Genomic DNA, 25,616 nt, shown 5'->3' on the forward strand with positions numbered 1-25,616 from the left:
CAGCTCCTCGTGCCAGCACTGTGGGCACGGGGACGATGCCGGCGCTCGGTGCGCCGTAACCGCGGTACCACCCCGCTTGCCCGGTCCAGGATCACGAAAACCCTTGCAGGACCGAGCCTCTCGTTGTGAGCTGTGACGGGCTCACCCGTTCGGTTCTAGTGAGCGAGGGCCTGTCGTTCACTGCTGAACGCAGACGCCCGCCGTTCTTCCGAAAGCTCCCCGGTGATGGCCGGATCAACGCCGTATAGCTCTCTACAGTCTAGCGGGGCCGGTCCAGTGGATATTCCGCGGACCCGCCCCACTAGTGCTTCGCATGTCTTCCACCCGGCCGTGACGAGGTGTCCTCGTCATCGGTCCGCAGCGACAACGCACTGACGAGCAGCAGCACCGCGCCTATCACGCACACGATGATGCAGCCCCATGCCCAGATCACCGAACCGGTGGTCAGTGCGGTCACCAGCAGGCCGAAACCCACGGCTGCGAGCGCGAGCGTCACCACGAGCAAGTGCACCACCCCCTCGTTGGGCTTCGATAGCGACGGCTATCGGAGGACTCGAAAGGTTGGCGGCGATACCGCGCCACCCGGGAGTTCGTCCCGCGCGACCTGGCATCGCTGGCCGTATCTACGACTTTACTTGCTGCCCTTGAGAAGTGCGCCGTTGCCGGACGCATCCTGGCCGAACTCGCCGCCGTCGACCGGGACCGCCGAACCACGGTTCTCCAGCTCCTCCAGCTGCGATTCCAGGTAGGACTTCAGGCGCACACGGTATTCGCGCTCGAAGGTCTTGAGCTGCTCGATCCGGCTCTCCAGCACGCTGCGCTGCTGGGTGATGGTGGCCATGATCTCGGTGTGCTTGCGCTCGGCGTCGGCCTGCAGGGCGTCGGCCTTCTCCTTCGCCTGGCGCAGCTGGGAATCCGAGCGGGTCTGCGCGTCGGACAGCATGGCCTCGGCCTTCTGGCGGGCATCGGCGATCATCGCCTCGGAACGCGTACGCGCGTCGCTGACCAGGCGCTCGGAGTTGGCCCGGGCGTTGGCCAGCAGCTGCTCGGCCTCGGTCTTGGCATCGGAGGTGAGGCGGTCGGCCATCTCCTGGGCCAGCGAAAGCACCTTGGCGGCCTGCAGATTCGCGTCCGCGGAGGGCGCGTCCTGCTTGACGGCGGCCACCGGGACCGGAGCCGGCATGGGGGCCGGGGGCGGCGGCGGAGCGGCCTTGATGGGCTCCGGCGCGACGGGCGCCTTCACCGGCTGAACCGCGGGACCCCGATTCTTCTTGGCGTCAGCCAGTTCCGCGTCCAACTCGGCAACTCGCTGGCGAAGATCAGCGTTCTCCTCGATGAGGCGTGAGAGCTCCTGCTCGACCAGGTCGAGGAAGGCATCGACTTCATCCTCGTTGTAGCCGCGCTTCCCGATCGGCGGTTTGCTGAACGCGACGTTATGAACATCGGCGGGGGTCAGCGGCATGGAACGATCCCTTCACGCTTCGTATGGAGATCTAGCGGTAGATCTGGGCAAGCTTTCTTTCCGGCCATTCTGTCACACCTGAGCAATCGACTGCCCTGCCTGGCCCGTGATCGTCATCAAGATGAACACGATGAAAAGCAGGACCATAATGGACAGATCGAGCCGAATTCCCCCAAGATTCACTGGGGGTATCAAACGCCTCAGAAGTTTCACCGGAGGGTCGGTGACCGTGAAGACCACCTCCAGGATGATCACCACGAAGCCCGTCGGCCGCCAGTCTCGCGCGAAGCTGCGGATGAACTCGACGATGACTCGGCTGATCAGCAGCAGCCAGAAGAGGAACAGCAGTAGGTTCAACACCTGGAACAGGGCCACCGCACCACTGTGCCCTAGATTCCATGATCAGCAAAATAGAAACACTGGACCCGATTGCCCTCCGCTTCGCTCCGGGCGGGTCCGCGGCCCTGTTACCTCGGCTGTGTCCGATTGCCCTCCGCTTCGCTCCGGGCGGGTCCGCGGCCCTGTTACCTCGGCCTTCCCTGCTACGCTCCCCCGGTTCGCTCCTCCGCTCCAAGCGCGGGGAGGCGAAGCGCAATCGAGGCCGAGGCGGGCCGCGAACTTCTGGGGAACCCCAGCAAAGGGACCACATCTAGAGCCCGGGTCCAGGCATGTGATTCATGACATGCCCATCCGAATGAGCGTGCGATACCCGACAACTCGGGCGCAAGACTCCCCCACGAATCCCCCGCGACTATTTCGCAACCCCCGTTGACGAACGCAATTCGTTGCCGCCGTTCAGTTTTGGCGCAACGGTCGAACCCCGGCTGCCGCCTCCGCGTACTCGCGGCTGCGGCAGCTCGTCACTTCTGGTTGTAGAAGCCGTTTTCCGCGATCCGGCGGCGCTCCTCGGCGGAGACGTCCACGTCCGCCGGTGAGAGCAGGAACACCTTGGTGGCGACCTTGTCGAATGAACCACGCAGGGCGAAGGCCAGGCCCGCGGCGAAGTCCACCAGGCGGCGGGCGTCGGAGTTGCTCATCTCGACCAGGTCCATGATCACCGGGGTGCCGTCGCGGAAGCGCTCACCGATGATGGCGGCCTCCGCGTAGGTGCGCGGGCGCAGCGTGGTGATCTTGGACAAGGTGCCTCCGTCCTCGAAGATCTGGGGACGGCGGGCCGCCTCGATCCGGCGCTCCTGCTCCCGCAGCTCCTCGATGCGCCGCTCCGCATCGGTATCCATCGCGAGCGCACCGCGGGTGCTGCCGCGCACCGAGGGCGCGCTGCCGCCCATGGCACGGGTGCGGCTGGACGGGGCAGTGTCGATGCGGGTGGGACGACGGGGCGCGTCGTAACGGTCGTCGGCGTCGTAGCGGTCGCGGTGGTCGCGCTCGCGGTGGTCGTCGGCGTAGTCGTCCCGGCGGGACACGCTGTACCCGGGCTTGTAGGGCGCCTTGTAGGACGGCTCGTAGGCGGGCTCGTCGTCGTAGCGGCCCTCGCCGTATCGGTCGTAATCGCGCTCGCGTTCGGCGTAGGGCCGGGGACGACGCTGGCCACGCTCATCGGCGCTCCGGGCGGCTCCGCGGTCGTCGACGTAATCGTCTTCGTAATCCTCGAGCGGAACCATCCCGAAGTACGCCTTGAACTTGTGCAGCGTGCTCATCTGGTCGACCTTCCTTCGGCCCCGGTTGGCCTGGGGTGTTGTCCTGCTCAGTCCTCGTCTGTCACCAAGCATATGTTTCGAATGTGACTGGTGAGGTTTCTTTGCTACGCCGAGGTTATCGGTCGCGTGCCCATCAGGGCTGTACCGACACGCACGCAGGTGGATCCATGGCGGATGGCCGACTCCAAGTCGCCGGACATGCCCGCCGACAGTTCTTTCGCATCGGGGTGGACAGTCGTTAATGCGGCGTGGATGCGGGCCAGTTGCTCGAAGGCGGCATCCGGTTCCACGTCCAGCGGCGGGATGGCCATCAGGCCCGCGAGCTGCAGGGATCGCGAGGCGGCGACCTGATCGGCGAGCGCGTACAGGGCCGCGTCGCGGGCGCCGCCGCGGGACGGGTCCGCGTCCAGGGACACCTGGAGCAGCACGCGCAAGGGGGTCGTGCGGGATCCGTCGTCCAGTGCGGCCTCCGCGGCGGCGTCGAGGGCGCTCGCGAGCCGGTCGCTGTCCACCGAGTAGACGGTATCGGCCCAGCGTGCAACGGATTTCGCCTTGTTCCGCTGCAGGCGTCCGATGAAGTCCCAGCGTATCTGGGACAGGTGTCGCAGCTGCGCCACCTTGCCCGCCGCCTCCTGCTCACGGGACTCGCCGAACTCGCGGCAGCCCAATCCATAGAGGATCTCGATATCCGAGGCGGGGAAGAACTTGGTGACCGGCAGCAGGCGCACCGAACCCGGCGCCCGGCCCGCGGCCGCGCACGCTGCGTCGATTCGCTCGCTGAGCACCGACAGGGCGGTGGCGAGCTCGCCGGCGCGACCACCGGCGGACGTGACCTGCGCCGCATCGGATCCCTCTGCGGCGGTGAAGCTTTCGGTCATTCTGAAACTCCCTCGGATGACATCCAAATCACACCGGCGAGTCGTCCGGTCGGCGCGTCGCGGCGGTGCGAGAACAGCGTCCGGTCCTCGATGGTGCACCGCGGATCCACCGCGACCGCGCCCACGCCGGCCGCCTCCAGTTGCCGGCGGATGCCCGCGCGCAGATCCAGGCCGGGCGTGCCCTTGACCGTGGTGGTCGCGCTGCCGGGCAGATGCGCCTCGACATCCGCGCGCATGGCGGCGGGCACCTCGTACTGGCGACCGCTGGCCGCCGGGCCGAGGAACGCGCCGATGCGCTCGGGCTGCGCGCCCAGCGACATCATGGCCTCCAGCACTCGCGGCACGATCCCGATCCGGGCCCCGATCCGCCCCGCGTGCACGGCGGCGATGACGCCGGCCTCGTCGTCGGACAGCAGGATCGGCACGCAGTCGGCGGTCAGCACCACCAGCGCGAGATCGCGGCGGGTGGTCACCAGCGCATCGGTGGCGGGTACCGGCTCGGCGCGCGGCCCGTCCACGATCTCGACGTTCCGGCCGTGGATCTGCTCCATCCACACCAGGTGGTCCGGTGCGAGCCCGAGGTTCTCCGCGAGCCGAACCCGATTGCGCCGCACCGCCTCCGGATCATCACCCACGTGATCGCCCAGGTTGAACGAGTCGTAGGGCGCGGCCGAGAACCCGCCCGCCCGCGTCGTCACAACCCGTCTGGTCCGAAATACCCGTGCCGCTGCTGTCATGCCTTCGAGGGTAGTAGTCACCGGCGGGCAACCTCGAACTCACCACCGCGCCCGCAACGACACCACCGCCCGGGAACGACATCGCGCCCGCTCCGGAGCCGGAGCGGGCGCGGTGGATGAATCCGTCAGTGGCACAACGTCAGCGGCGCATGAACGAGGGGACGTCGACGTCGTCGTCATCGGCGTCCGGGGGCTGGATGTGGCCGCGAGTGTTGCTCGCGACCGTCGGGTCCACGGCCGGCCGGGGCGCGCTGTAGGACGGGGCCGGGCCGCGCTCGGCGACCGGCTGCGGCGGCGGGGCCGGCTCGGGGCGCGGGGCGGGAGCGGGCTCGGAGGTGCGGGCCGAGGTGTATTCGGGTGAGCGGCCGACGCTTCCGGCGCTGGCGCTCGCGGTGCCGCTGGTATTGGTGAACCGGCTGACCGCGGGCTCGATACGCCGGGAGGGGCCGCTGCCGTCGAAGCCGGCGGCGATCACGGTGACGCGGACCTCATCGCCGAGGGAATCGTCGATGACCGTACCGAAGATGATGTTGGCCTCGATGTGCGCGGCCTCCTGCACCAGCGAGGCGGCCTCGTTGATCTCGAACAGGCCGAGGTCGGAGCCGCCCGCGATGGACAGCAGCACGCCGTGCGCGCCGTCCATGGATGCTTCCAGCAGCGGCGAATTGATCGCTGCCTCAGCGGCCTTCACCGACCGGCCCTCGCCGCGGGCCGAGCCGATGCCCATGAGGGCCGAGCCCGCACCGGACATGACCGATTTGACGTCGGCGAAGTCGACATTGATCAGACCCGGGGTGGTGATCAGGTCGGTGATGCCCTGAACACCGTTGAGCAGCACCTCGTCGGCGGAGCGGAAGGCGTCCATCAGGCTCACGGCCGCGTCGCCGAGCTGCAGCAGCCGGTCGTTCGGAATGACGATGAGGGTGTCGCAGGACTCGCGCAGCGCCTGGATGCCGGCCTCGGCCTGGTTGCTGCGGCGCTTGCCCTCGAACGAGAACGGCCGCGTCACAACACCGATGGTGAGCGCGCCGAGCTTGCGCGCGATGGAGGCCACGACCGGCGCGCCGCCGGTGCCGGTGCCGCCACCCTCGCCGGCGGTCACGAAGACCATGTCGGCGCCCTTGAGGACTTCCTCGATCTCGTCCTTGTGATCCTCGGCGGCCTTGCGGCCGACCTCCGGATCGGCGCCGGCGCCCAGACCGCGGGTGAGTTCCCGGCCGACATCGAGCTTCACGTCCGCATCCGACATCAACAACGCCTGCGCGTCGGTGTTGACGGCGATGAACTCGACTCCCTTGAGTCCCTGTTCGATCATCCGGTTGACGGCGTTCACGCCGCCGCCGCCGATACCGACGACCTTGATCACAGCAAGGTAGTTGTGCGGGGGCGTCATGGGCTCTCGCCTTCCTTCGATCTGAAACAGCTTGTCGTCTTCGGCTACTCGCAAAATACCGGCACTATGGTCTCGGTCCGATAAACCCTCAACCATAGGTTCAGCGTTATGTCAAGTATCCGACTGGTGCCGAACGGTATTCGCAGCCACCGCGTTACGGGCGCAGGCGCGCCGAACCGAGCATCAGAATCTTGTGTGATTCGACTCGTCCGACCCACCCGAGCATCGTATCGTGGACGGTTGCCCTCCGGCCCTGGATCGGAACCGACGGTGCCCTTCCGGCAAACCACCGAAAATTTCGGCAGCCCAATGGGTATCGCTCACTTTACCGTGACCAGATTCGGACTCGAAACATCGAATACCTTGCCCGGCTGGGAAAGCAGGGGTCCGACCACCGCGGCCTTGCGCGCGGAGTCGGCGGTTCCGCCCCAGAGCACGGTCCGGCCGTCACGCAACTCGAGGGCAATATCCGAAACCGAGCGGGCCACAACCGCTCCCACGCCGACCTCGTCGCGCAGCGGAACAGGAATCGCGGCCATGACGGCCACCGCGGCCTTGGTCGCCGGGTCCGATCCGCCCGGATGATCGGTCACCAGTTTGGGGATCCCCGGTCCCGGCGGCTCGATCGCGAATTCCACGCTGTCGCAATCGAGCAGATGGGCGCCGTCGGGACTGTCGAAGTACAGCACGGGGATGCGCTCCACCACCGTCACCCGGACCGTGGACGGGAACACCCGCTGTACGCGCACGGAACGGACCTTGGGCAGCTGCGATACCCGTTCGGCCATCGCATTGGTGTCCAGCCGCATCATGGACAGACCGTCCGGTACCTCCAGCGCGTCCTGAACTTGTTGTTCCGGAACGGCACTCAGCCCGTCCACCTGCACCGTGCGCACCGACAGCAGTGGCGTGAACCAGGCGACCAGTCCGAACGCGATCAGCACCACGACCCCGGCCAGGGCTCCCCACCGCACCCAGCGCGACTGCCACGCCGCCACGATCCGCGATTCGCGGCGGACCCGCCCACGGCGCAGCCGGGCCCGCCGGGCCGCCGCGCTCTCGCCCGCGGACTCGGCGCTGTTGTCCGCTGCCACAGCGGATTCGGTGTCGTAATCGTCCGCGTCGTAGCTATCGCCGGCGGCCGGATCCGGCCGATCCGCCGCTCCCCCACCCGAGCCCACGGTGGCTCACCGTCCGTGTGAGGGTCGTGCGCGCAGCCCGTCCAGAATCTGGCTGCCCAGCATGGTCACATCGCCCGCGCCCATGGTGATCACCACGTCGCCGGGCCGCGCCAGCGCGCCCACCTGCTTGCCGACCCGGGACATATCCGGCTGATAGTGCACGGGTTTGGTGACCGCGTTGGCCACCAGCGCGCCGTTCACACCCGGCAGCGGTTCTTCACGCGCGCCGTACACATCGAGCACCACCACCTCGTCGGCCAGCGACAGCGCCGCGCCGAACTCGGTCGCGAAAGTGGCGGTGCGGCTGTACAAGTGGGGCTGGAACACCACGATCACCCGGCCCGGCCGCGAGCGCGCGCCGTCACGCGCCTCCTGCGCGACCAGTTCGGCGGCGGCGGAGAGCACCGCGCGCACCTCGGTCGGGTGGTGGGCGTAATCGTCGAAAACGCGCACGCCGTTCTCGCGTCCGGTGAGCTGGAAACGGCGGTGCACGCCGCCGAAACCCTCCAGGCCCTGGATGATCTCGCCCATATCGGCGCCGGTCGCGCGGGCGGCCAGCAGCGCGCCCAGCGCATTGAGGGCCATATGCCGGCCGGGCACCGACAGGCGCAGGGTGCGCGGGGCATGCTCGTCGGCGAGCTGGAAGACGGCCACGCCGCCGACATCGCGCGGCTCCCAGGACAGCAGCTGCGCGCCGACCGGGACACCGGACGTGGCGAAATCGCCGGAGCCGTAACCGATCACCTGGATGCCGCGCGGATCCTCGGCCAGCCGGGCCACCGACCGCCGCGCCAGGCCCAGCGAGCCCGGATCGTCCACGCACACCACCAGGCGGCCGCCCGGTTCGAGCCGGTCCACGAAGTCGTCGAAGACCTGGACGTAGGCCTCGTCCGTGCCGAAGTAGTCCAGGTGGTCGGACTCGATATTGGTGACCACCGCGACGTCGGGCGCGTACTGCAGCAGCGACCCGTCGCTCTCGTCGGCCTCGGCCACGAAGATGCCGCCGGTGCCGTGGTGGGCATTGGTGCCGGCCTCGTTGAGTTCGCCCCCGACGGCGAAGGACGGGTCGTACCCGCAGTGCTGCAGGGCCACCACCAGCATGGAGGTGGTCGAGGTCTTGCCGTGCGTGCCCGACACCAGCAGCGTCTTGTGACCCTGCATGAGCGAGGCCAGCACGGCCGGGCGCAGCAGCACCGGCACGCCGCGCCGATGCGCCTCCACCAGCTCGGGATTGGTCTTGGGAATAGCGGCGTAGGTGGTCACCACGGCGGTGGGACCGCCGGGCAGCAGGTCCAGGGCGCCGGCGTCGTGGCCGATGCGCACCTGCGCGCCGCGCGCCCGCAGGGCCAGCACGCCGCGGCTCTCCTTGGCGTCGGAGCCGGAGACCATGCCGCCACGCGACAGGAGAATTCGGGCGATTCCGGACATACCGGCACCACCGATGCCGATCATGTGCACGCGTTGCAGATGGTCGGGTAGGTCGGTGTGAGCCTCGGCGGTTCCCACATCGCTGTCCGGCCGCTCCACTGTCACCTCGAATTACCCCGTTCCCTGGCGTGTTTCATCGGATAGTTGGGCTCCCAGGCCCGGGTGCTGCGCCACGACTCCGTGGAGCGGCTGGTGCGCCGGGCCGAATCCGAATCTATCGACCGCCGCGCCGGTGACTCCGAGCCGCCCCGGCTCCGACCCGAGGGTAGCGCGCGCCGCTGCGGGGCGGACTTCACCTTGGCCTTCGCCTTGGCTTTGGCCTTGCTGCGGGCCCGGGAGGCCTGCGCCCGCGCGGGCGAGTACAGCTCGGGCTTCGGCAGGCGCAGCAGCCGGCTGAAGCGGCCGTCCTGGCCCGCGTGCAGGGCCGCCACCGCCTCGGGCTCGTGCCGGGCGGCATTGGCGATGATGCCGAACATGAGCAGCGTGATGGCCAGCGAGGAACCACCCGCCGACACCAGCGGCAGCTGCAGACCGGTCACCGGCAGCAAACCGACGACATAGCCGACATTGATCAGCGCCTGACAGGTGATCCAGGTGGTGGCCGAGGCGGTGAGCAGCCGGATGAACGGATCCACCGAGCGGGTCGCGATCCGCAATCCGGCGTAGACGAAGAGTGCGAAAAGCCCCAGCACCAGCGCACATCCGAGGAACCCGAGTTCCTCGCCGATGATGGCGAAGATGAAGTCGTTGTGCGCGTTGGGCAGATAGCTCCACTTGGCCCGGGACTGGCCCAGGCCGCGACCCCAGATGCCGCCGTCGGCCAGCGAGTACATGGCCTGCCGGGCCTGGTAGCCGATGCCCTGCGGGTCGTCGCCCGGACTGAAGAAGGCGCGCATGCGGTCGGACCGGTAGCCGGCCGAGAGCGCCAGGATCGCCGCCGCGACACCGCCCGAGACCGCGATGGTCACGAACATGCGCAGCGGCAGCCCACCGAACCACAGCAGCGAGGTCAGCACGATGCCGAGCGCGATGGTGGTGGACAGGTTGGGTTCCAGCACGACCAGGAAGCACACCAGCAGGCCCGCGGGCACCAGCGGCATGAGAATGTCCTTGTACCCGGCCTTTTCGGTCTGCCGGGAGGCGAGCAGGTGCGAACCCCACACCACCAGAGTGACTTTCACGATCTCCGAGGGCTGCACCGACACCACGCCGAGGTCGAACCAGCGCCGCGAACCCTGCACCTCACTGCCGATACCGGGGATGAGCACCAGCACCAGCAGCACCACCGACAGCGCGAAAACCGGGAACGACAACCGGCGCATCACCCGCATCGGAACCCGCAGCGCGATATAGAACAGCACCGCGCCGAAGACGGCCAGCACCGCCTGCTGGATGAACAGCCGATAGGCCGAGCCGCCGTCGGCGTAGGACTCGACGCTGGACGCCGAGAGCACCATGACCAGGCCCAGCACGGTGAGCAGCACCGCGATCGCCACCACGAGATGGAACGACGCCAGCGGGCGGGCCAGCCAGGCCCCGAACCATCCGATTCTCGGTCGCTGGGTCTGGTTCCCGGCCCGCCGCGGCGTCGCCGTCGTCATTCGGTTCTCCCGATGTCCTTCTCGTCCAGGGCCTGCACGGCGGCCACGAAGCTGCGGCCGCGGTGCGTGTAGTCGGCGAACATGTCCAGGGACGCCGCGGCCGGGGCCAGCAGCACGGTATCGCCGCGGTGGGCGAAGCCCGCCGCCACGCGCACCGCGCGCGCCATCACCGCTTCGGGCTCGATCTCGGTGAAGGGGTCACCCATCCGAGCATCGTCCCCCGAATTCAGCTCCACGACCGGCACATCGGGCGCGTGTCGCGTGAGTGCGGCCGCGATCGCCGGCGCGTCCTGGCCGAACAGCACGGCCGCGACGAGATGGTCGCGGCATTCCTCGATGAGGTCCTCGACGCTGGCGCCCTTGAGCTGACCGCCGGCCACCCAGATCACGCTGGGGTGGGCCAGGATCGACGAGCGCGCGGCGTGCGGGTTGGTGGCCTTGGAGTCGTCGATGAATTCCACGCCGGACAGCTCCCGCACGAAGGCCGCCCGGTGCGGTCCGACCTTGTGCTCCTGCAGGCCCTCCTTCACGAACTGCGGTGCCACGTCGATGGATCGGGTCAGAGCGGCGGCGGCCAGGGCGTCGGCCACACCGGCCGGGCCCTGCGGGCTGATGTCGCCGACCTCGGCCAGGATGGCGGCCTTGGTGAAGGCACGGTCGAGCAGCTTGCCGTCCACCACACCCAGCTCGCCGTCGGCGGGGACGCCGATGCGGAAGCCGACGGTGCGGCGCGCCTTGGACTTTCGCGCCAGCGCCGCGGCGACGGCGTCGTCCAGGCCGACCACGCCGACCCGTCCGGTCAGCGCGCGCGCCTTGGCGGCGGCGTAGGCGTCCAGGCCGCCGTGCCAATCCAGGTGATCCTCGGCCACGTTCAGCACCACGCCGGCCTCCGGGCGCACCGACGGCGCCCAGTGCAGCTGGAACGAGGACAGTTCCACCGCCAGGATCTGCGGGCCCGGAGTGCGGCGCAGCGCGTCCAGGATGGGCAGGCCGATATTGCCGCAGGCCACCGAGGGAATTCCGGCGGCGCGCAGGATGGAGTGCGTCATCTGGGTGGTGGTGGTCTTGCCGTTGGTGCCGGTCACCACCAGCCACTTGCGGACCGGGCCGTAGATCCGGGCCTGATCGACCCACCAGGCGAACTCGACATCGCCCCACACCGGAATGCCCTCGGCGACGGCCGAGACCAGCACCGGGGAGTCCGGCCGCCAGCCCGGGCTGGTGATCACCAGCGCGAAACGTTGCAGCGCATCGGGTTTGAGCAGGTCGGCGCTGGTGGCGGTGCCCAGGCCCAGTTCGGCGGCCTCGGTGAGCGCCTTCTCGCCGCTGTCGGTGACCACCGGGCGCGCGCCGATGTCCTGCAGCGGCTCGATCAGCGAGCGTCCGGAGACGCCCCAACCGGCCACCAGCACATCACGGCCACGCAGGAATTCGAGCATGGGCCCCGGCGACCGCAGGACCCTCGGAGAATGTTCGGACATTGCTCACTCACCCTGCCGCAGAAAGATATTCGCTGTAGAACAGGCCCAGTCCGATCGCCGAGGCCATACCGGCCAGCAACCAGAACCGGATGATGACCGAGGTCTCTGCCCACCCGCTCAGCTCGAAGTGGTGATGGAACGGTGCCATCTTGAACAGACGATTGCGCGTGGCGCGGAAGACCGCCACCTGCAGCACCACCGACGCGGCCTCGGCCACGAACAGCGCGCCGATGACGACCATCAGCAGCTCGGTGCGGGTGGTGATGGACAGGCCCGCGAGCAGACCGCCCAGCATCAGCGAGCCGGTGTCGCCCATGAAGATCTTGGCGGGCGCGGCATTCCACCATAGGAAGCCGATACAGGCCGCACCGCCGGCGGCGCAGACCAGGGCCAGATCGAGCGGATCCCGAACCTGGTAGCAGCCCGCGACCGCGTGCGCGGAGCAGGAGTTACGCCACTGCCAGAAGGTGATGATCATGTACGCGCCCAGCACCAGGCTCATCGAGCCGGCGGCCAGGCCGTCCAGGCCGTCGGTCAGGTTCACCGCGTTGGACCAGGCCACCACCAGCAGGCAGACGAATGCCAGGAAGACCACCACGCTCATCGAGAGCGTATTGATGTCACGCGTGTAGGACAGGCGCTTGTCACCGGGGGTCAGGCCGTGAATGTTCTTGAACTGCAGGGCCAGGACGCCGAAGACGACGGCCGCGGTGAGCTGGCCGATGTACTTGCCGGCGGCGGTCAGGCCCAGGTTGCGCTGCTTGCGCAGCTTGATCAGGTCATCGGTGAAGCCGACGAAGCCCAGCGCGGTGGCCAGGCCCATGACCAGCAGGCCCGAGGCCGAGGGGCCCGGCTCGCCGTAGGTCATGGAGATCAGGTGCGAACCGAGGTAGCCGGCCCACATGCCGATCATGATGGCCACGCCGCCCATGGTGGGGGTGCCGCGTTTGGCCTTGTGGCTCTCGGGGCCGTCGACCCGGATCTCCTGTCCGAAGCCCTGTTTGGCGAAGTAGCGGATCACCACGGGGGTCAGCAGGATGGAGACGGTCAGCGCGATGGCCGCCGACAAGAGGATCTGGGTCATCGCGCGGCCTCCTGATCCGCACCGATCAGATGGTCGGCGACCGTCCACAGGCCCGCGGAGTTCGAACCCTTCACCAGCACCACCGCACCCGGCTCCAATTCCTCGTCGAGCAGGGCGATGGCCGCGTCGATGTCCGGCACGTGGACGGCCTCCTCACCCCAGGAGCCCTCCTGCACCGCGCCCTGGAACAGGGCCCGCACGGGGCGGCCCTGGCCGACCACGACCAGCCGATCCACATCCAGGCGCACCACCAGGCGGCCGATCCGGTCGTGCTCGAGGACGGATTCCTCGCCCAGTTCCGCCATTTCGCCGAGTATCGCCCAGCTGGGGCGCGGCTCGGTCCCGGCCTTGGACATGGTGACCAGCGCCTTGAGCGCGGCGCGCACCGAATCCGGGTTGGCGTTGTAGGAGTCGTTGACGACGGTGACGCCGTCGGCACGGGTCCGCACGTCCATACGGTGCGCCGAGACGGCGGTAGCGCCGGACAGCGCCCGCGCGACGGTCGCGAGGTCCGCGCCCTGGTCCAGGGCGACGGCGGCCGCGGACAGCGCATTGCCGACCTGGTGCTCACCGTGCACGGCCAGCTGGATCTCGATCGATTCGCCGTTGGCGTGCAAGGTGAATCGGGCGCGGGCCCGATCGTCGAGCACCACGTCGGAGGCGCGGACATCGGCCTGCGCGGCGTGGCCGACGGTCACCACACGGGCGGCGGTCCGTTCGGCCATCTTGGCGACCAGGTGGTCGTCGGCGTTCAGGACGGCCAGGCCGGAGGCCGGAAGCGCCTCGACGAGTTCGCCTTTGGTCTGCGCGATGACCTCGCGGCTGCCGAACTCGCCCAGGTGCGCGGTGCCGACATTGAGCACCACACCCACGCCCGGCGGGGCGATCTCGGTCAGCGCCTTGATGTGCCCGGGCCCGCGGGCGGACAGCTCGAGCACCAGGAAGCGGGTGCCGGCGTCGGCGCGCAGCGCGGTCCACGGGTGGCCGAGCTCGTTGTTGAACGAACCGGGCGGGGCCACAACGGGTCCCAGCGGGGCAAGCGCCGCCGCCAGCAGATCCTTGGTGGAGGTCTTGCCCGCGGAACCGGTCACCCCGACCACCGTCAGGTTCCCGGCCCGGACCAGCCGGTCCACACTGACGCGGGCCAGCGCGGCCAGCGCGTCCAGCACCGCCGCGCCGGAGCCGTCGGTGTCGTGGGCCAGCGCGATGGCGCGCGTGTTCCCGGGGCGGGGTGTCACCACGATGGCGGGCACCCCGACGGGCCGGGCGGCCAGCACCGCGACCGCGCCCTGCGCGACGGCCTGCGCCGCGAAGTCGTGGCCGTCGGCGCGCTCACCGGGCAGCGCCAGGAACAGGTCACCGGAACCGATACGGCGCGAATCGAATTCGGCCGAGCCGGTGACCTTCGCCTCGGGATCGGGGGCGTCGTGCAGCGTGCCGCCGACGACCTCCGCGATCTCCCGCAAAGTCATCTCGATCATGAAAGCGTCAGGTCCCTCGTCTTTTCCGACAGGGCGGCCGCGAGTACCTCGCGGTCGTCGAACGGATGCTTCACGCCTGAAATCTCCTGCCCTGTCTCATGTCCCTTGCCCGCGACCAGCACCACGTCGCCGGGCTGCGCCCAGTCGACGGCGGTCTTGATCGCGGCCGCCCGGTCCCCAACCTCCCGGACCTCACCGCGTTCCGCGACCGGTACCTGTCTGGCACCGGCGAGCACCGCGGCGCGGATGGCGGCCGGGTCCTCGCTGCGCGGATTGTCGTCGGTAATGATGGCCAGGTCGCTGCCGCGCGCCGCCGCCGCACCCATCAGGGGCCGCTTGCCGGCATCGCGATCACCGCCCGCACCCACCACTACGGCCAGACGGCCCTCCCCCTTTTCGGCCAACCACGTGCGCAGGGTCGCCACGACCGATTCGATCGCGGCGGGCTTGTGCGCGTAATCGACCACGGCCAGAAACTCCTGACCCTTATCCACCCGCTGCATGCGGCCCGGCACATCAACCGTGCCGAGCGCCGCAGCGGCAGTCTCCGCCTCGACCCCGGCTGCCGCGCACACCGCGACGGCCAGGATTCCATTGGCGATGTTGTACGCACCCGGAAGCCGCAGCCGCACATCCACATTGACACCCGGCCCCGAAGCGGTGAACTCCTGGGTGCCGCCCAGTCCGGCGGTGGCCGCACCGGCGGTCCAGTCCGCGGGCACGCCCGGCCGGGTCGCCACGGTACGCAAGCGGCCGGTGGTATCACCGGATCCGGCTGCGAGACAGTCGGATACGTCGTCTGCCAGGCGCCGGCCCCACGTGTCGTCGACACAGATCACGGCCGTGCGCGCGGCTACCGACGGGCGCGCCGCGGCGGCCGAGTCCGGCCCGTCCGGAATGAACAGGCGGCGCTTGGCGGCGAAATAGTCCTCGAAATCGGAGTGGAAGTCGAGGTGGTCCTGGGACAGGTTGGTGAACGCGCCGACCGCGAAACTCACCCCGTCCACCCGGCCCAGCGCCAGGGCATGACTGGAGACCTCCATGACCACCGCGTCCACACCCCGCTCGACCATGAGCGCGAACATGGCGTGCAGCTGCGGAGCCTCGGGCGTGGTGAGCGCCGAGGGCACCCGGACGCCGCCGATACGGGTCTCGATGGTGCCGATCAGGGCGGTGCGCAGCCCGGCCGCGGCGAGCCCGGCCTCCACCAGATACGACGTGGTCGTCTTGCCGGACGTACCGGTGATACCGACGATGCGGAGTTTGCGAGACGGATCACTGTAAAGGGCCGAGGACAACTCGCCGAGCACCGTGCGCGGCGCGTCGTGTACGAGCACCGGGACGGCGATCTCGCCGATCAGTTCCGCGCCCGCCGGATCGGTGAACACCGCGACCGCGCCACGCTCGACCGCGTCGTGGGCGAAGCGCGCGCCGTGCGCGTGGGCTCCGGCCAGACTGGCGAACAGGTCACCCGGCAGCACCGCGTTCGAGCGCTGCTCGATGCCGGTGACCTGGATGTCCTCGAGAGCCACTGCGAATTCCGCGGGCCGCGCGCCCGTCAGCTCCGCCACCGCGCGCAGGGTGGTCGCCGGCGGCGCGGCGGGCCGAAGCACCTGCGGCTCCGCCGTTCTTCCGCTCGGCGGCTCTGCTCGATCACCGCTGTACGGAACCGACTGCGCGGGCACGAAGCTCCTCTCCAAGGGGCGGTCATATGCATGAATCGGTCCGGATGACCGGATCGACGTGTCAGGTTACCTGTGTTCGATCGACGCGCTATCGGCACGGCGGAGTTCCGTCACCCGCCGGTGTACGCACCGGCGGCGATGGGCGTCACAACCATCCGCTCCCTGCTCTAACTCGCCTGCAGAATCAGCTGTTTGGCAGGCGGCGACGGCGGGATGCGGTCGCGCTGCAACAGCCACGAGGCGATGCTGTGGAACAGGGGCGCGGCCGAACCGCCGCCACTGCCGTCGGAGCTGCGCACCGGCGCATCCAGCATCATGCCGATGACATAGCGGGGATTGTCGGCGGGGGCCATGCCCGCGAAGGTGATCCAGTAGCGGTCGCTGGAATAGCAGCGGCACTTCGGGTCGATCTGCTGGGCCGTGCCGGTCTTGCCCGCGATCTGATAGCCCTCCACGGCGGCCGGACTGCCGGTGCCGCTCTGGATACCACGCGGATCCTTCTGCACGATGGCCTGGAACATCTGGCGCAGCGTCTGCGCGGTCTGCGGGGTGACCACCCTGACGCCCTCCGGCGGCTCCTCCTCCGTGCGGGTGCCGTCCGGGGCGATCTTGGCCTTCACGATGCGCGGCGGCATCCGCACGCCGTCATTGGCGATGGCCTGGTACATGGCGGTCATCTGCAGGGTCGTCATCGAAAGGCCCTGGCCGATGGGCAGGTTGGCGAAGGTGGAGCCGGACCACTGGTCCCGGGCGGGCACCACGCCCGCGCTCTCACCCGGCAGCCCGACGCCGGTGCGCTGGCCCAGGCCGAACTTCTTGAGCATGTCGAAATAGCGGTCCTCGCCGACGCGCTGCGCCAGCATCAGGGTGCCCACGTTCGAGGACTTACCGAAGATGCCGGTGGTCGTGTAGGGGGCGACACCGTGCTCCCAGGCGTCGTGCACGGTGACGCCGCCCATGAAGATGCTGCCCGGAACCTGATGCACCTCATCGGGAGTGGTGAGGCCGTACTCGATGGCCGCGGCCGCGGTGACGATCTTGTTCACGGAGCCCGGCTCGAACACCTCCTGCACCGACGGATTGCCCAGATCGGTGGTGGACCAATACCGCGGTCCCATGGCGGGATTGAAGGTGTTGTCATTGGCCATCGCCAGCACCTGGCCGGTGTGCACGTCCAGCACCACCGCCGAGGCCGCGCTCGCGCCCGAGAGGTCCTTGGCCTGCTGCACCTGCTGCTGCACGTAGTACTGCAGATCCGAATCCAGGGTGAGCTCGAGGCCGTAGCCGTTCACCGCGGGCTGGCGATCACGCCACGAACCCGGGATCACCGCGCCGTCGGAGCCGCGGTCGTAGGTCTCCGAGCCGTCGGAGCCGGCCAGCAGCGCGTCCATCGAGGACTCCAGGCCGATCTGGCCGTGCCCGTCCCAGCCGGTCGCGCCGATCACATTGGCGGCCAGGGACCCACCCGGGTACTCGCGCATATCCTGCCGATCCATCCCGACCTCGGGGAACTGCAGAGTGATGTCCGAGGCGACCCGGGGGTCCACATTCCGCGCGAGGTACACGAACGGCTCGTCGCTCTTCAGCTTGGCCAGGATGTCCTTCTCAGGCGCGTCATTGCCCAGCTTCTCGTGAATGTATTTCGCGATGGCCGCCAGCCGATCATCCGGATCCGGCGCGGTCTTCGGCGTCTTGTCGTGCGCGTCCGCCAAATCCTTGCGCACCCGCACCGGCTGGAAGCTCAGCTCCTTCGCCGCGATGGTGAATGCCAGCGACTTCCCGTACCGATCCGTGATCGGCCCCCGGTTGGCCGGATCGGCCACCTTCACGGTGCGCTGGCTGGCCGCCTCCGCCGACAGCTTCGGCGCGGAAATACTCTGCACCCACAGCAATTGGATGGCCGCCACCGCGAGCGCCACCAGCATGACCAGCCGGCCCACCCCGAACCGGAAGCGCGTGCCCGAGTCCAATCCCGGAGCGGGCCGCGGTCTGGACTGCCGGCCCGGCCCCGAACCGGCACGGCCGGAACCCGACCGGCTCCGGCCGGCGGCGGCGACCCGCCCTCGACCGGAATCGGACCGGCCCCGGCCGGAATCGCGCCCGCGCCCCGCGCGGGTAGGGCTCATCGACCAGCCCCGTTCGCCGGCGCCGCGGCGCGGCTCATCGGGGCGCTCCGTTCGCCTGCACCTGCGGGTTCTGCGGAATCGTGATCGGCGCCGCCGGAACGGGATTCGCGGCGGTGGTGCTCGGCGGGGCGGGCGTCGTGGTCACCGGGACCACCCGCTCACCCTGAGCCTGCTGCAGCTTCGATGGCGGCGGGGGGGCCGGCGGCGTCGTGTTGAGCGGCGGTGCGGGCGCGCCCTCGGCGGGCTGCGGATTGCCGACCACGGTGACCTGACCGTCCGGGCCGATCACCAGCCGGGCCGGATCCTTGGCCGGGATCATGCCCAGTTCGGCTGCGCGCTTGGCCAATTCGGGAGCCGAATCGGCGGAGGCCACCTCACGCTGCAGCGCGTCCCGCTCGTCGGACAGCTTCTGGTTGGCGCGGCGCTGATCGCCGAGCTGATAGCTGTCCTCGGTGGCGCGGGTGGTGAGCAGCAGCGTCAGCGCCAGACCGCAGCCCAGCAGCGCGATGATGGTGGCCACGAAGGACATGCGGCCGCGCGGCATCGGATCGCTGCGCCGACCGCGGCGCATACCCGGCAGGTCGGCCCCGCCCTCCCGATTGCGCCGGCGCGCGTAGGCCCGTTGCGCCGCACCCGATTTCACCCGTTCGGCGGCCTGCACCCGGCGGGCCCCCCGGCCCGTCGCCTGCGTCCTGATCGTCATAGTGCGGCTCCGATCCAGCGGATGCCCGCTCGATGCGCCGTTCCACCCCGGAACCTCACGATTGCTCCTCCCCTACGATCCGTTCGGCCGCCCGCATGCGCACCGGAGCGGCCCGCGGGTTGTCCTCGATCTCCTGCTCGGTGGCCTTCTCCGCGCCGCGGGTCAGAATCCTGAATTCCGGTCCCATACCCGGCAATTCGACCGGCAGGCCCAGGGGGGTGCGCGATACCGACCGCTTGGCCAGCGCCGCCTTCACCACCCGGTCCTCCAGGGACTGGTAACTCATGACCACGATGCGGCCGCCCGGGGCCAGCGCGTCCAGCGCCGCGGGCAGCGCGGCCTCCAGGGACTCCAGTTCGCGGTTGACCTCCACCCGCAAGGCCTGGAAGGTGCGCTTGGCCGGATGCCCGCCCGTGCGCCGGGCCGCGGCCGGGATGGCGTCGTAGAGCAGCTCCACCAGCTGCGCGCTGGTGGTGAACGGGGTGCGCTGGCGACGCCGCACGATCTCGGCGGCGATCTTGCCCGCGAACCGTTCCTCACCATAGGTTTTCAGCACCCGGGCCAGCTCGCCGTGGCTGTAGGTGTTGAGCACGTCGGCGGCCGTGGGACCGGTGCTGGAGTCCATCCGCATGTCCAGCGGTGCGTCGATGGAGTAGGCGAAGCCGCGGTCGGCCTCGTCCAGCTGCATGGAGGACACACCCAGGTCCATCAGAATCGCGCTGACCGAACCCTTGTCGGGTAGCCCGGCCTGCTCCAGCGCGGGCGCGATGCCGTCATACCTGGTGTGCACCAGGGTGATCCGGTCCCGAAACGGGGCTAGTCGCTCGCCCGCCAGTTTCAGCGCCGCGGCGTCGCGATCCAGCCCGACCAGGCGGATGTTCGGGTACGTCTGCAGGAAGTACTCGGCATGACCGCCGAGCCCCAGCGTGCAGTCCAGGTAGACCGCACCCTCGGAATGCAGTGCGGGACCGAGGATTTCGTCGGCGCGATGAAGGAGAACCGGAACATGGCGGGGGCCGTCACTGCCTCGGTGCACGTCGACCTCCCGGAATTCCTGCCTCACGTTTCATTCGCACGGCCACCTGGGGTCGCTAGCGAAAAGGACCTTCGAATTGGGCGAATGCCCCGTGGTCTCTGACCGAAGCACCGCACCTGGCGTTGGGGAAGTACGTCAGGGTCGGTGTCGGGCAGAGGCCGCAGGGCACTCGCCTCGTTGCGGGCTAGAAGATCTCGCCCAGCGACTCGTCTCTGGCCTGCGAGTAATCCTCCTCGTGTTCGGCGAGGTAGGAATCCCACGCCGTCTTGTCCCATATTTCGAGGAAGTCGACCGAGCCGATCACCACGCAATCCTTGGACAGATTGGCGTAGCGGCGATGCTCGGCCGACAGCATGATCCGGCCCTGTGCGTCCGGACGCTGCTCATCACTGGAAGCGGCCAAGGCCCGGACGAATGCGCGGGCCTGCGGATTGGACCGGGATGCCGCCGCGGCTCTCCGCGCCAGCGCGGTGAACTCGTCCTTGGGATACACGGCAAGGCTGTGGTCCTGTCCCTTCGTGACCATCAACCCTCCCGCCAGCTCGTCCCGGAACTTCGCAGGCAACGTCAGTCGCCCTTTGTCGTCCAACCGAGGGGTATAGGTCCCGAGAAACAAGCCTCGACACCTCCTGCCGGATCACCCTCTCGACTGTTCGGCCTCCTGTAGTGCGGGCTCCACATTACCCCACTTTCCCCCACTTTCAATCGAAAGCGTCGGTGATCTCGGTCCCCACTTGGCTAACTTCGCAGGTCACACCAGCTATCACCGAGGTGGGGGAGATTTCGCCCAGTTCCCCCGACACGCGCGACGCGCGCCGGCGGGCATCCGAAAACCGCCAGCAAACCCGCAGATAGCGTGCATTTCCGGCATTCGTGGGGCGCGGTCGGGAAGCCCCGTGGGGAGGTGTGGGGAGTCCCCGACCGCACCCGACACGCCGAATCGGCGCCAACGAGAAACGCCGTGGCGCCACACCTCAAATCGGTGTGGCGCCACGGCGTGTCGCTGGATATTCAGTTAGCCGATCACGGTCCGCTGCCGCGCGGCGCCGAAAGCCTTCGGCGGCACGGCAGCCCGGTCAACTGTCCTGTTCGAACCTCTTGCGGAACCGGTCCTCCATCCGCGCGGAGAACCCGCCCTGCTTCCGGGGCTTCCCGCGGCCGGCGCCGGGAGCGCCACCCGCGCTGGGATGCGCATCGGAGCCGCGACTGCTCGGCGCACCCATCCGAGGGCCACCGATCAGCAACAGCACACCCGCGCTGAACATGACGATGAATCCGACCAGACTGATGATCGGGAAGCCGCCCGGCTTGAACGGTGCGGCAATACCGGCCACCAATAGGAACAGACCGAGGACGAACAGGGCGGCCGCCTGAAGTCTGCGTCGACCGGTGGCAGAACGTAACCGTCCACCCCGAACAGTCGAGGCGAACTTCGGATCCTCAGCATAGAGCGCGCTCTCGATCTGTTCGAGCATGCGCTGCTCGTGCTCGGAGAGTGGCACGGTACCTCCCCCGGCACTAGGTGGTGGCGGTCGCCTCCGGGTAAGCGACGGATAGCCGACCTTGGCGGCTGTCTGTCACCAATAATACGAGTTCGATCAGACCGCGACCACCTACTCGCCGATACTCACGCCAGCATTCCGGTTACCCACCCTGAACTGGGGCGCAGGCGGGCGGCGGCGGCCAGCAGGTCCGCCACGTCGTGCAGGAATGCGTTTACCCGCGAAGCGAACTCGTCCGCGCGGCGATCGTCGATGGGCCGCGGCAACCCGGCCTCCAGGGCCGCTCTGGTCTCGGATTGACCGGTGAAATAGTCCGCCCACATCACGAATTCCGGTGCCGCGCGCTGCATCAGGACCCAGGCGTTGCGAGAACGCGCGCGGGGCGCGCGGTCTGCCCCTGTGAGGGCCAGCACAGCGCCCGCACCGCGCAGGGCGGCGAGGTAGGCCGTACGAAAGCGCTCCGCCGGGTCGGTTTCCCCCTGGGCTGCCAGCAATAGACCGTCCGCCTTGCGCAGTAGATCGCCGGCGCGGCCGGGATGGCCCGGTCGTTCAGTTTTCCCGCTCATTTCGGGTACCTCCCCACTCGTACACCTGATTCGCCTTCCAGGAGGACATCCGGTCCCGATCAGGCATTTCGCCCGCCGGAAAGATCGAACAGATATTCGAAGGTTTCTCGTGCGTTTGAATATAGAGAGACCCACCGACAAGTTGACGCCTCCGCGTGGCGCTACTGTCGACCCATCCGTCCGCGCCAACGAGAGTTGCGTCCAGCCGATGACCGCAGTCACCCCCAAACCGACGCCCGCGCCCGTGGTGGTCGACCTGTCGGCCGCTACCCTGCGGCACCGGCTGCACGACGCCCTCTCGGTCTACGTGGCGGCGATGGACTACCCGCGCGGCACCGAACACCAGCGCGCGCCCATGTGGACCGAGCACACCACCCGGCCCGGCTGGCAGGCGGTGGCGGCGGTGCTGCCCGACGACGACGGACGGCTCGACCTGCGCACCGCGCCCATCGTGGCCATCGCCTACGGGTATCACGGCGCGCCGCACCAGTGGTGGCACCAGCAGGTGTACAGCGGCATGCGGCGCACCGGATGGCCTGAACACGCCGCACGAGAACTGCTTTCGGACTACTTCGAACTCACCGAGCTGCACGTGCACCCGGCGGCCCAGGGCCGCGGGCTCGGCGAGATCCTGCTCACCCGGCTGCTGCAGAACCGGCCCGAGCCGACCGTGCTGCTGTCCACACCCGAGGTGGATCGGGAATCCAACCGGGCCTGGCGGCTGTATCGGCGGCAGGGGTTCGGAGATGTGGTGCGGCACTTCATCTTCTCCGGCGACACCCGGCGCTTCGCGGTGCTCGGCCGGCGGCTGCCCCTGTGAGCCGCGGCGACCTCGGCGCCCGCCGCGTCGTCATCGTCGGTTCCGGGCACAATGCGCTGGTCGCGGCCTGCTATCTGGCGCGGGCCGGGCATCGGGTCGAGGTGCTCGAGCGCGACACCGTGCTGGGCGGGGCGGTGTCCACCGTGGAACGGTTCCCGGGTCACCTGGTCGATCGGGGCTCGTCGGCGCACATCATGATCCGGCACACCGGGATCATCGAGGAACTGGAGCTGGCCCGGTTCGGGCTGCGGTACATCGACTGCGACCCATGGGCTTTCGCGCCCGCACCGCCCGGGAGCGGGCTGCCGCCGATCGTGTTCCATCGCGATGTGGACCGGACCTGCGCGTCCATCGCGGCGGCGTGCGGGGAACGGGATGCCGAGGCGTATCGACGGTTCGTGACGGTGTGGGGGCCGCGCAGCGCCCGGGTGATGCGGGCGTTCTCGGCGACGCCGACGGGCGGGAACCTGCTGAAGGCGTTCTGGGGCATGGACCCTCGCGAGGCCGCCGGGGCGACCGGCCGCACCAGTGCCGGGGCCCTGTCGCGGGAGATGATGCAGACCGGAGACGCGTTGCTGGACAGCCTCTTCGACAGTGAACGGCTCAAGGCCGCGCTGGCCTGGTTCGGCGCACAGTCCGGGCCACCCATGTCCGAACCCGGGTCCGCGCCCATGGTGGGATTCGCGGCACTCATGCACACACTGCCGCCTGGACGGGCGGTCGGCGGCAGCGGGGCGCTGACGACGGCGCTGGTGGCGCGGCTGAAGTCCGACGGCGGCATCGTGAGCGCCGGGGACGCGGTCACCGCCATCGCCCGGACCGGGGACGCCTGGGAGGTGCGCACCGCGGACGGGCGAAACGTGCAGGCGGACACCGTGATCGCGGGCACCCACATCCTCACCACGCTGAACCTGTTGGAGCAGGGCGGATTCGACGCCAGGGTGCTCGCCGGCTGGCGGCGGCGCATCCGGGTGGGGCCGGGCATCGGCATGGTGGTGCGGGCCGCACTCAGCGACCTGCCCCGGTATCCGGGCGCGGAGACCGCCGAGTCCGCCCACGGGCTGCAGCTTCTCGTCACCGATCGCCGCGACCTGCGCCGCGCGCACGGCGCCGCGCTGGCCGGGGATCTGCCGCCGCGACCGGTCGTGCTGGCCATGAGTTTCAGCGCCCTGGATCCGAGCATCGCGCCCGCGGGCGAGCATCAGGTCACGCTGTGGTCGCAGTGGCATCCCTATGACCTGGCCGACGGCACCGCCTGGTCCGCGCACGCCGACCGCGAGGCCGACCGCATCATCGCCGAAGTCGACGCGCACGCACCGGGATTCGCCGGGACGGTGACGCAGCGCTTCGTCCAGACGCCCGCCGACCTGGAACGCGAGATGGGCCTGCTGGGCGGCAATGTCATGCACGTCGAGATGTCCATCGACCAGATGTTCATGTGGCGGCCGTTGCCCGAACTCTCGGGGCAGCGGGTTCCGGGGGCGCCGGGGCTGTACCTCACGGGCGCGTCCACGCATCCCGGCGGCGGCGTCTCCGGTGCGAGCGGACGCAGCGCGGCCCGCCTGGTCGAACACGACCTGCGACCGCGCCGCCTCCTCGCGCCGCGTCGATGACGGACCCCGGACTATCCTGCTCCGCCGCGAATCCGGTTGCGGCTGAACCGGAGCCGACGGCACCCGGCGGCGATACCGCATGGCGGACCGGCGCGCGGCCCGCCTCCTGTACGGCGCCGGCGGTGACGTGGCCCGCACCGCACCCTCGACGGCCGGTTCGCGGATGCCGTCCCGTTTCGACCATCCGGCCGCCGAGCAGTCGCGGGTCCGACACGGCGACCGGCCCGGAGATCGGCTGATCGGGACATGGTGGGCAGCCGGATGCATACGTTGACCGCGGCGGCCGACCAGGCCACGAGGATCACTGCGATCCCGGCGGTGTTGCTGGTGCTGATGCAGATTGCGTATCCGCTGTCGCACGGGGTGGTGCGGGATCGGGTGACCGTGGCGGTCGTATTGCTCTCGCTGGGGACGGCCCTCGTGCATGCCGGGGTGACGCACGGGGTGCGGTGGGCTGTGGGTTTGCTGGCGATCGTGTCCGGGATCGGGTTCGGTGCGGAGGCGCTGGGGATCGCGACCGGGTTCCCGTTCGGTAGCTACGACTATGCGAGCGGGCGGCTGGGGCCCGAGCTGCTCGGGGTGCCGCTGATCGTGCCGCTGGCCTGGACCGGTGGCCTGTATCCGGTGTGGGTGGTGGCCGGGATACTGGTTCGTGGTGCGGCCGGACGGATTTCGCTGACGGCGCTCGGGGCCGTCGGGTGGGATCTGTTCCTGGATCCACAGATGGTCGCGGATGGGCGGTGGACGTGGCGCTCGACGGTAGCCGGACTGCCCGGGCTGGGCCAGATTCCGGTTACCAACTATGCCGGCTGGTTCGCGGTCGCGCTGGCGATGGCGGGATTGCTGGAGTGGTGGGATCGGACCGCTCCGGATACCGGCGCGGCGCGAATGGTGCCGGTGGCGTTGTTCCTGTGGACCTGGCTGGGCTCGACGCTGGCGCACGCGGTGTTCCTGGGGCTGCCGATCTCGGCCGGCTACGGGTTCTGTGGGCTCGGTCTGCTGGGGATTCCGCTGGTTCGGACGCTGAGCGCCCGTCGAATCACCCTGTGGCCCGGGGCGCATGGCACGATGTGACCCGTGCAGCCGAGTCCCAACATGTCGACAGCAGAGGAAACGCCCGAATCCATGACACCGTCGGATCCCAGCGCATCGGGAGCGCGGCGACCGCGCCGGTGGGTGCG

At 69.4% G+C, this 25,616-nt stretch carries 23 protein-coding genes; 3 read left to right on the top strand and 20 right to left on the bottom strand.

What is annotated here, in order from left to right; translation table 11 throughout:
• Positions 1-301: 301 nt before the first annotated feature.
• From AB0L60_RS20530 to AB0L60_RS20625, 20 genes are all read right to left on the bottom strand, one after another.
• Complete coding sequence (locus AB0L60_RS20530; RefSeq protein ID WP_354843223.1) at positions 302-505, bottom strand: hypothetical protein; 204 nt, start codon at positions 503-505, stop codon at positions 302-304.
• Between the two features lie 126 nt (positions 506-631).
• Complete coding sequence (locus tag AB0L60_RS20535; protein WP_357005481.1) at positions 632-1,462, bottom strand: DivIVA domain-containing protein; 831 nt, start codon at positions 1,460-1,462, stop codon at positions 632-634.
• A 72-nt stretch (positions 1,463-1,534) separates the two neighbouring features.
• Positions 1,535-1,837, bottom strand: coding sequence for a YggT family protein (locus tag AB0L60_RS20540; RefSeq protein ID WP_364616176.1), 303 nt, complete (start codon positions 1,835-1,837; stop codon positions 1,535-1,537).
• Positions 1,838-2,322: 485 nt separating this feature from the next.
• The gene (sepF, locus tag AB0L60_RS20545; protein WP_364616179.1) at positions 2,323-3,120 is read right to left on the bottom strand and encodes a cell division protein SepF; all 798 of its coding nucleotides are present in this window, start codon (positions 3,118-3,120) and stop codon (positions 2,323-2,325) included.
• A 104-nt stretch (positions 3,121-3,224) separates the two neighbouring features.
• Positions 3,225-3,998 carry a YggS family pyridoxal phosphate-dependent enzyme gene (locus AB0L60_RS20550; RefSeq protein WP_364616182.1) on the bottom strand — a complete coding sequence of 258 codons (774 nt, stop codon included), beginning with the start codon at positions 3,996-3,998 and terminating at the stop codon, positions 3,225-3,227.
• Complete coding sequence (gene pgeF, locus AB0L60_RS20555) at positions 3,995-4,735, bottom strand: peptidoglycan editing factor PgeF (protein WP_364616185.1); 741 nt, start codon at positions 4,733-4,735, stop codon at positions 3,995-3,997. The genes AB0L60_RS20550 and pgeF overlap by 4 nt, the downstream gene beginning before the upstream one ends.
• A gap of 139 nt (positions 4,736-4,874) precedes the next feature.
• Entirely contained in the window at positions 4,875-6,128 is a 1,254-nt protein-coding gene (gene ftsZ, locus AB0L60_RS20560) for a cell division protein FtsZ (RefSeq protein ID WP_364616188.1), read from the bottom strand.
• A gap of 320 nt (positions 6,129-6,448) precedes the next feature.
• On the bottom strand, positions 6,449-7,309 hold the full coding sequence (locus tag AB0L60_RS20565) for an FtsQ-type POTRA domain-containing protein (RefSeq protein WP_364616192.1): 861 nt from the start codon (positions 7,307-7,309) through the stop codon (positions 6,449-6,451).
• A 6-nt stretch (positions 7,310-7,315) separates the two neighbouring features.
• Positions 7,316-8,761 (bottom strand): UDP-N-acetylmuramate--L-alanine ligase, encoded by a 1,446-nt coding sequence (murC, locus tag AB0L60_RS20570; protein ID WP_364616557.1) that lies wholly within the window; start codon positions 8,759-8,761, stop codon positions 7,316-7,318.
• A 77-nt stretch (positions 8,762-8,838) separates the two neighbouring features.
• A complete protein-coding gene (ftsW, locus tag AB0L60_RS20575; protein WP_364616195.1) occupies positions 8,839-10,338 on the bottom strand; it encodes a putative lipid II flippase FtsW in 1,500 nt (499 codons plus the stop codon).
• Complete coding sequence (gene murD, locus AB0L60_RS20580) at positions 10,335-11,777, bottom strand: UDP-N-acetylmuramoyl-L-alanine--D-glutamate ligase (protein WP_364616559.1); 1,443 nt, start codon at positions 11,775-11,777, stop codon at positions 10,335-10,337. The genes ftsW and murD overlap by 4 nt, the downstream gene beginning before the upstream one ends.
• A gap of 49 nt (positions 11,778-11,826) precedes the next feature.
• Positions 11,827-12,903, bottom strand: a complete 1,077-nt coding sequence (gene mraY, locus AB0L60_RS20585; protein ID WP_354843024.1) for a phospho-N-acetylmuramoyl-pentapeptide-transferase — start codon at positions 12,901-12,903, stop codon at positions 11,827-11,829.
• Positions 12,900-14,384 carry a UDP-N-acetylmuramoyl-tripeptide--D-alanyl-D-alanine ligase gene (gene murF, locus AB0L60_RS20590; protein WP_364616199.1) on the bottom strand — a complete coding sequence of 495 codons (1,485 nt, stop codon included), beginning with the start codon at positions 14,382-14,384 and terminating at the stop codon, positions 12,900-12,902. Before murF ends, mraY begins: the two co-directional genes overlap by 4 nt.
• Positions 14,381-15,997: a UDP-N-acetylmuramoyl-L-alanyl-D-glutamate--2,6-diaminopimelate ligase gene (locus AB0L60_RS20595; RefSeq protein ID WP_364616202.1), complete on the bottom strand. Its 1,617-nt coding sequence runs from the start codon at positions 15,995-15,997 to the stop codon at positions 14,381-14,383. The genes murF and AB0L60_RS20595 overlap by 4 nt, the downstream gene beginning before the upstream one ends.
• 239 nt (positions 15,998-16,236) lie before the next feature.
• Positions 16,237-17,994, bottom strand: coding sequence for a penicillin-binding protein 2 (locus AB0L60_RS20600; RefSeq protein WP_364616561.1), 1,758 nt, complete (start codon positions 17,992-17,994; stop codon positions 16,237-16,239).
• A 235-nt stretch (positions 17,995-18,229) separates the two neighbouring features.
• Entirely contained in the window at positions 18,230-18,898 is a 669-nt protein-coding gene (locus AB0L60_RS20605) for a hypothetical protein (RefSeq protein ID WP_364616205.1), read from the bottom strand.
• Positions 18,899-18,953: 55 nt separating this feature from the next.
• Positions 18,954-19,934 (bottom strand): 16S rRNA (cytosine(1402)-N(4))-methyltransferase RsmH, encoded by a 981-nt coding sequence (gene rsmH, locus AB0L60_RS20610; RefSeq protein ID WP_364616208.1) that lies wholly within the window; start codon positions 19,932-19,934, stop codon positions 18,954-18,956.
• Between the two features lie 184 nt (positions 19,935-20,118).
• The gene (mraZ, locus tag AB0L60_RS20615; protein WP_213560465.1) at positions 20,119-20,550 is read right to left on the bottom strand and encodes a division/cell wall cluster transcriptional repressor MraZ; all 432 of its coding nucleotides are present in this window, start codon (positions 20,548-20,550) and stop codon (positions 20,119-20,121) included.
• Between the two features lie 460 nt (positions 20,551-21,010).
• Positions 21,011-21,436, bottom strand: coding sequence for a DUF3040 domain-containing protein (locus AB0L60_RS20620; RefSeq protein WP_364616212.1), 426 nt, complete (start codon positions 21,434-21,436; stop codon positions 21,011-21,013).
• A gap of 125 nt (positions 21,437-21,561) precedes the next feature.
• Positions 21,562-22,002, bottom strand: a complete 441-nt coding sequence (locus tag AB0L60_RS20625; protein WP_354843042.1) for an SAV_6107 family HEPN domain-containing protein — start codon at positions 22,000-22,002, stop codon at positions 21,562-21,564.
• A gap of 208 nt (positions 22,003-22,210) precedes the next feature.
• Between AB0L60_RS20625 and AB0L60_RS20630 the strand changes: the two genes are divergently transcribed.
• From AB0L60_RS20630 to AB0L60_RS20640, 3 genes are all read left to right on the top strand, one after another.
• Positions 22,211-22,822 carry an N-acetyltransferase gene (locus AB0L60_RS20630; RefSeq protein WP_354843045.1) on the top strand — a complete coding sequence of 204 codons (612 nt, stop codon included), beginning with the start codon at positions 22,211-22,213 and terminating at the stop codon, positions 22,820-22,822.
• Entirely contained in the window at positions 22,819-24,435 is a 1,617-nt protein-coding gene (locus AB0L60_RS20635; protein ID WP_364616217.1) for an NAD(P)/FAD-dependent oxidoreductase, read from the top strand. The genes AB0L60_RS20630 and AB0L60_RS20635 overlap by 4 nt, the downstream gene beginning before the upstream one ends.
• Before the next feature lie 261 nt (positions 24,436-24,696).
• Positions 24,697-25,509 (top strand): carotenoid biosynthesis protein, encoded by an 813-nt coding sequence (locus tag AB0L60_RS20640; protein ID WP_364616219.1) that lies wholly within the window; start codon positions 24,697-24,699, stop codon positions 25,507-25,509.
• Positions 25,510-25,616: the final 107 nt, after the last annotated feature.

This window comes from Nocardia sp. NPDC051981, from assembly GCF_040680715.1.
GTDB lineage: Bacteria > Actinomycetota > Actinomycetes > Mycobacteriales > Mycobacteriaceae > Nocardia.

Coding starts and splice junctions, on each gene's coding strand:
- murD (WP_364616559.1), bottom strand. CDS start 11,777: ATGCTCGAATTCCTGCGTGGCCGTGATGTGCTGGTGGCCGGTTGGGGC.
- AB0L60_RS20625 (WP_354843042.1), bottom strand. CDS start 22,002: ATGAGCGGGAAAACTGAACGACCGGGCCATCCCGGCCGCGCCGGCGAT.
- murF (WP_364616199.1), bottom strand. CDS start 14,384: ATGATCGAGATGACTTTGCGGGAGATCGCGGAGGTCGTCGGCGGCACG.
- AB0L60_RS20640 (WP_364616219.1), top strand. CDS start 24,697: ATGCATACGTTGACCGCGGCGGCCGACCAGGCCACGAGGATCACTGCG.
- AB0L60_RS20600 (WP_364616561.1), bottom strand. CDS start 17,994: ATGCTGGTGGCGCTCGCGGTGGCGGCCATCCAATTGCTGTGGGTGCAG.
- AB0L60_RS20535 (WP_357005481.1), bottom strand. CDS start 1,462: ATGCCGCTGACCCCCGCCGATGTTCATAACGTCGCGTTCAGCAAACCG.
- AB0L60_RS20630 (WP_354843045.1), top strand. CDS start 22,211: ATGACCGCAGTCACCCCCAAACCGACGCCCGCGCCCGTGGTGGTCGAC.
- sepF (WP_364616179.1), bottom strand. CDS start 3,120: ATGAGCACGCTGCACAAGTTCAAGGCGTACTTCGGGATGGTTCCGCTC.
- AB0L60_RS20550 (WP_364616182.1), bottom strand. CDS start 3,998: ATGACCGAAAGCTTCACCGCCGCAGAGGGATCCGATGCGGCGCAGGTC.
- ftsZ (WP_364616188.1), bottom strand. CDS start 6,128: ATGACGCCCCCGCACAACTACCTTGCTGTGATCAAGGTCGTCGGTATC.
- mraY (WP_354843024.1), bottom strand. CDS start 12,903: ATGACCCAGATCCTCTTGTCGGCGGCCATCGCGCTGACCGTCTCCATC.
- murC (WP_364616557.1), bottom strand. CDS start 8,761: ATGATCGGCATCGGTGGTGCCGGTATGTCCGGAATCGCCCGAATTCTC.
- pgeF (WP_364616185.1), bottom strand. CDS start 4,735: ATGACAGCAGCGGCACGGGTATTTCGGACCAGACGGGTTGTGACGACG.
- ftsW (WP_364616195.1), bottom strand. CDS start 10,338: ATGACGACGGCGACGCCGCGGCGGGCCGGGAACCAGACCCAGCGACCG.
- AB0L60_RS20605 (WP_364616205.1), bottom strand. CDS start 18,898: ATGACGATCAGGACGCAGGCGACGGGCCGGGGGGCCCGCCGGGTGCAG.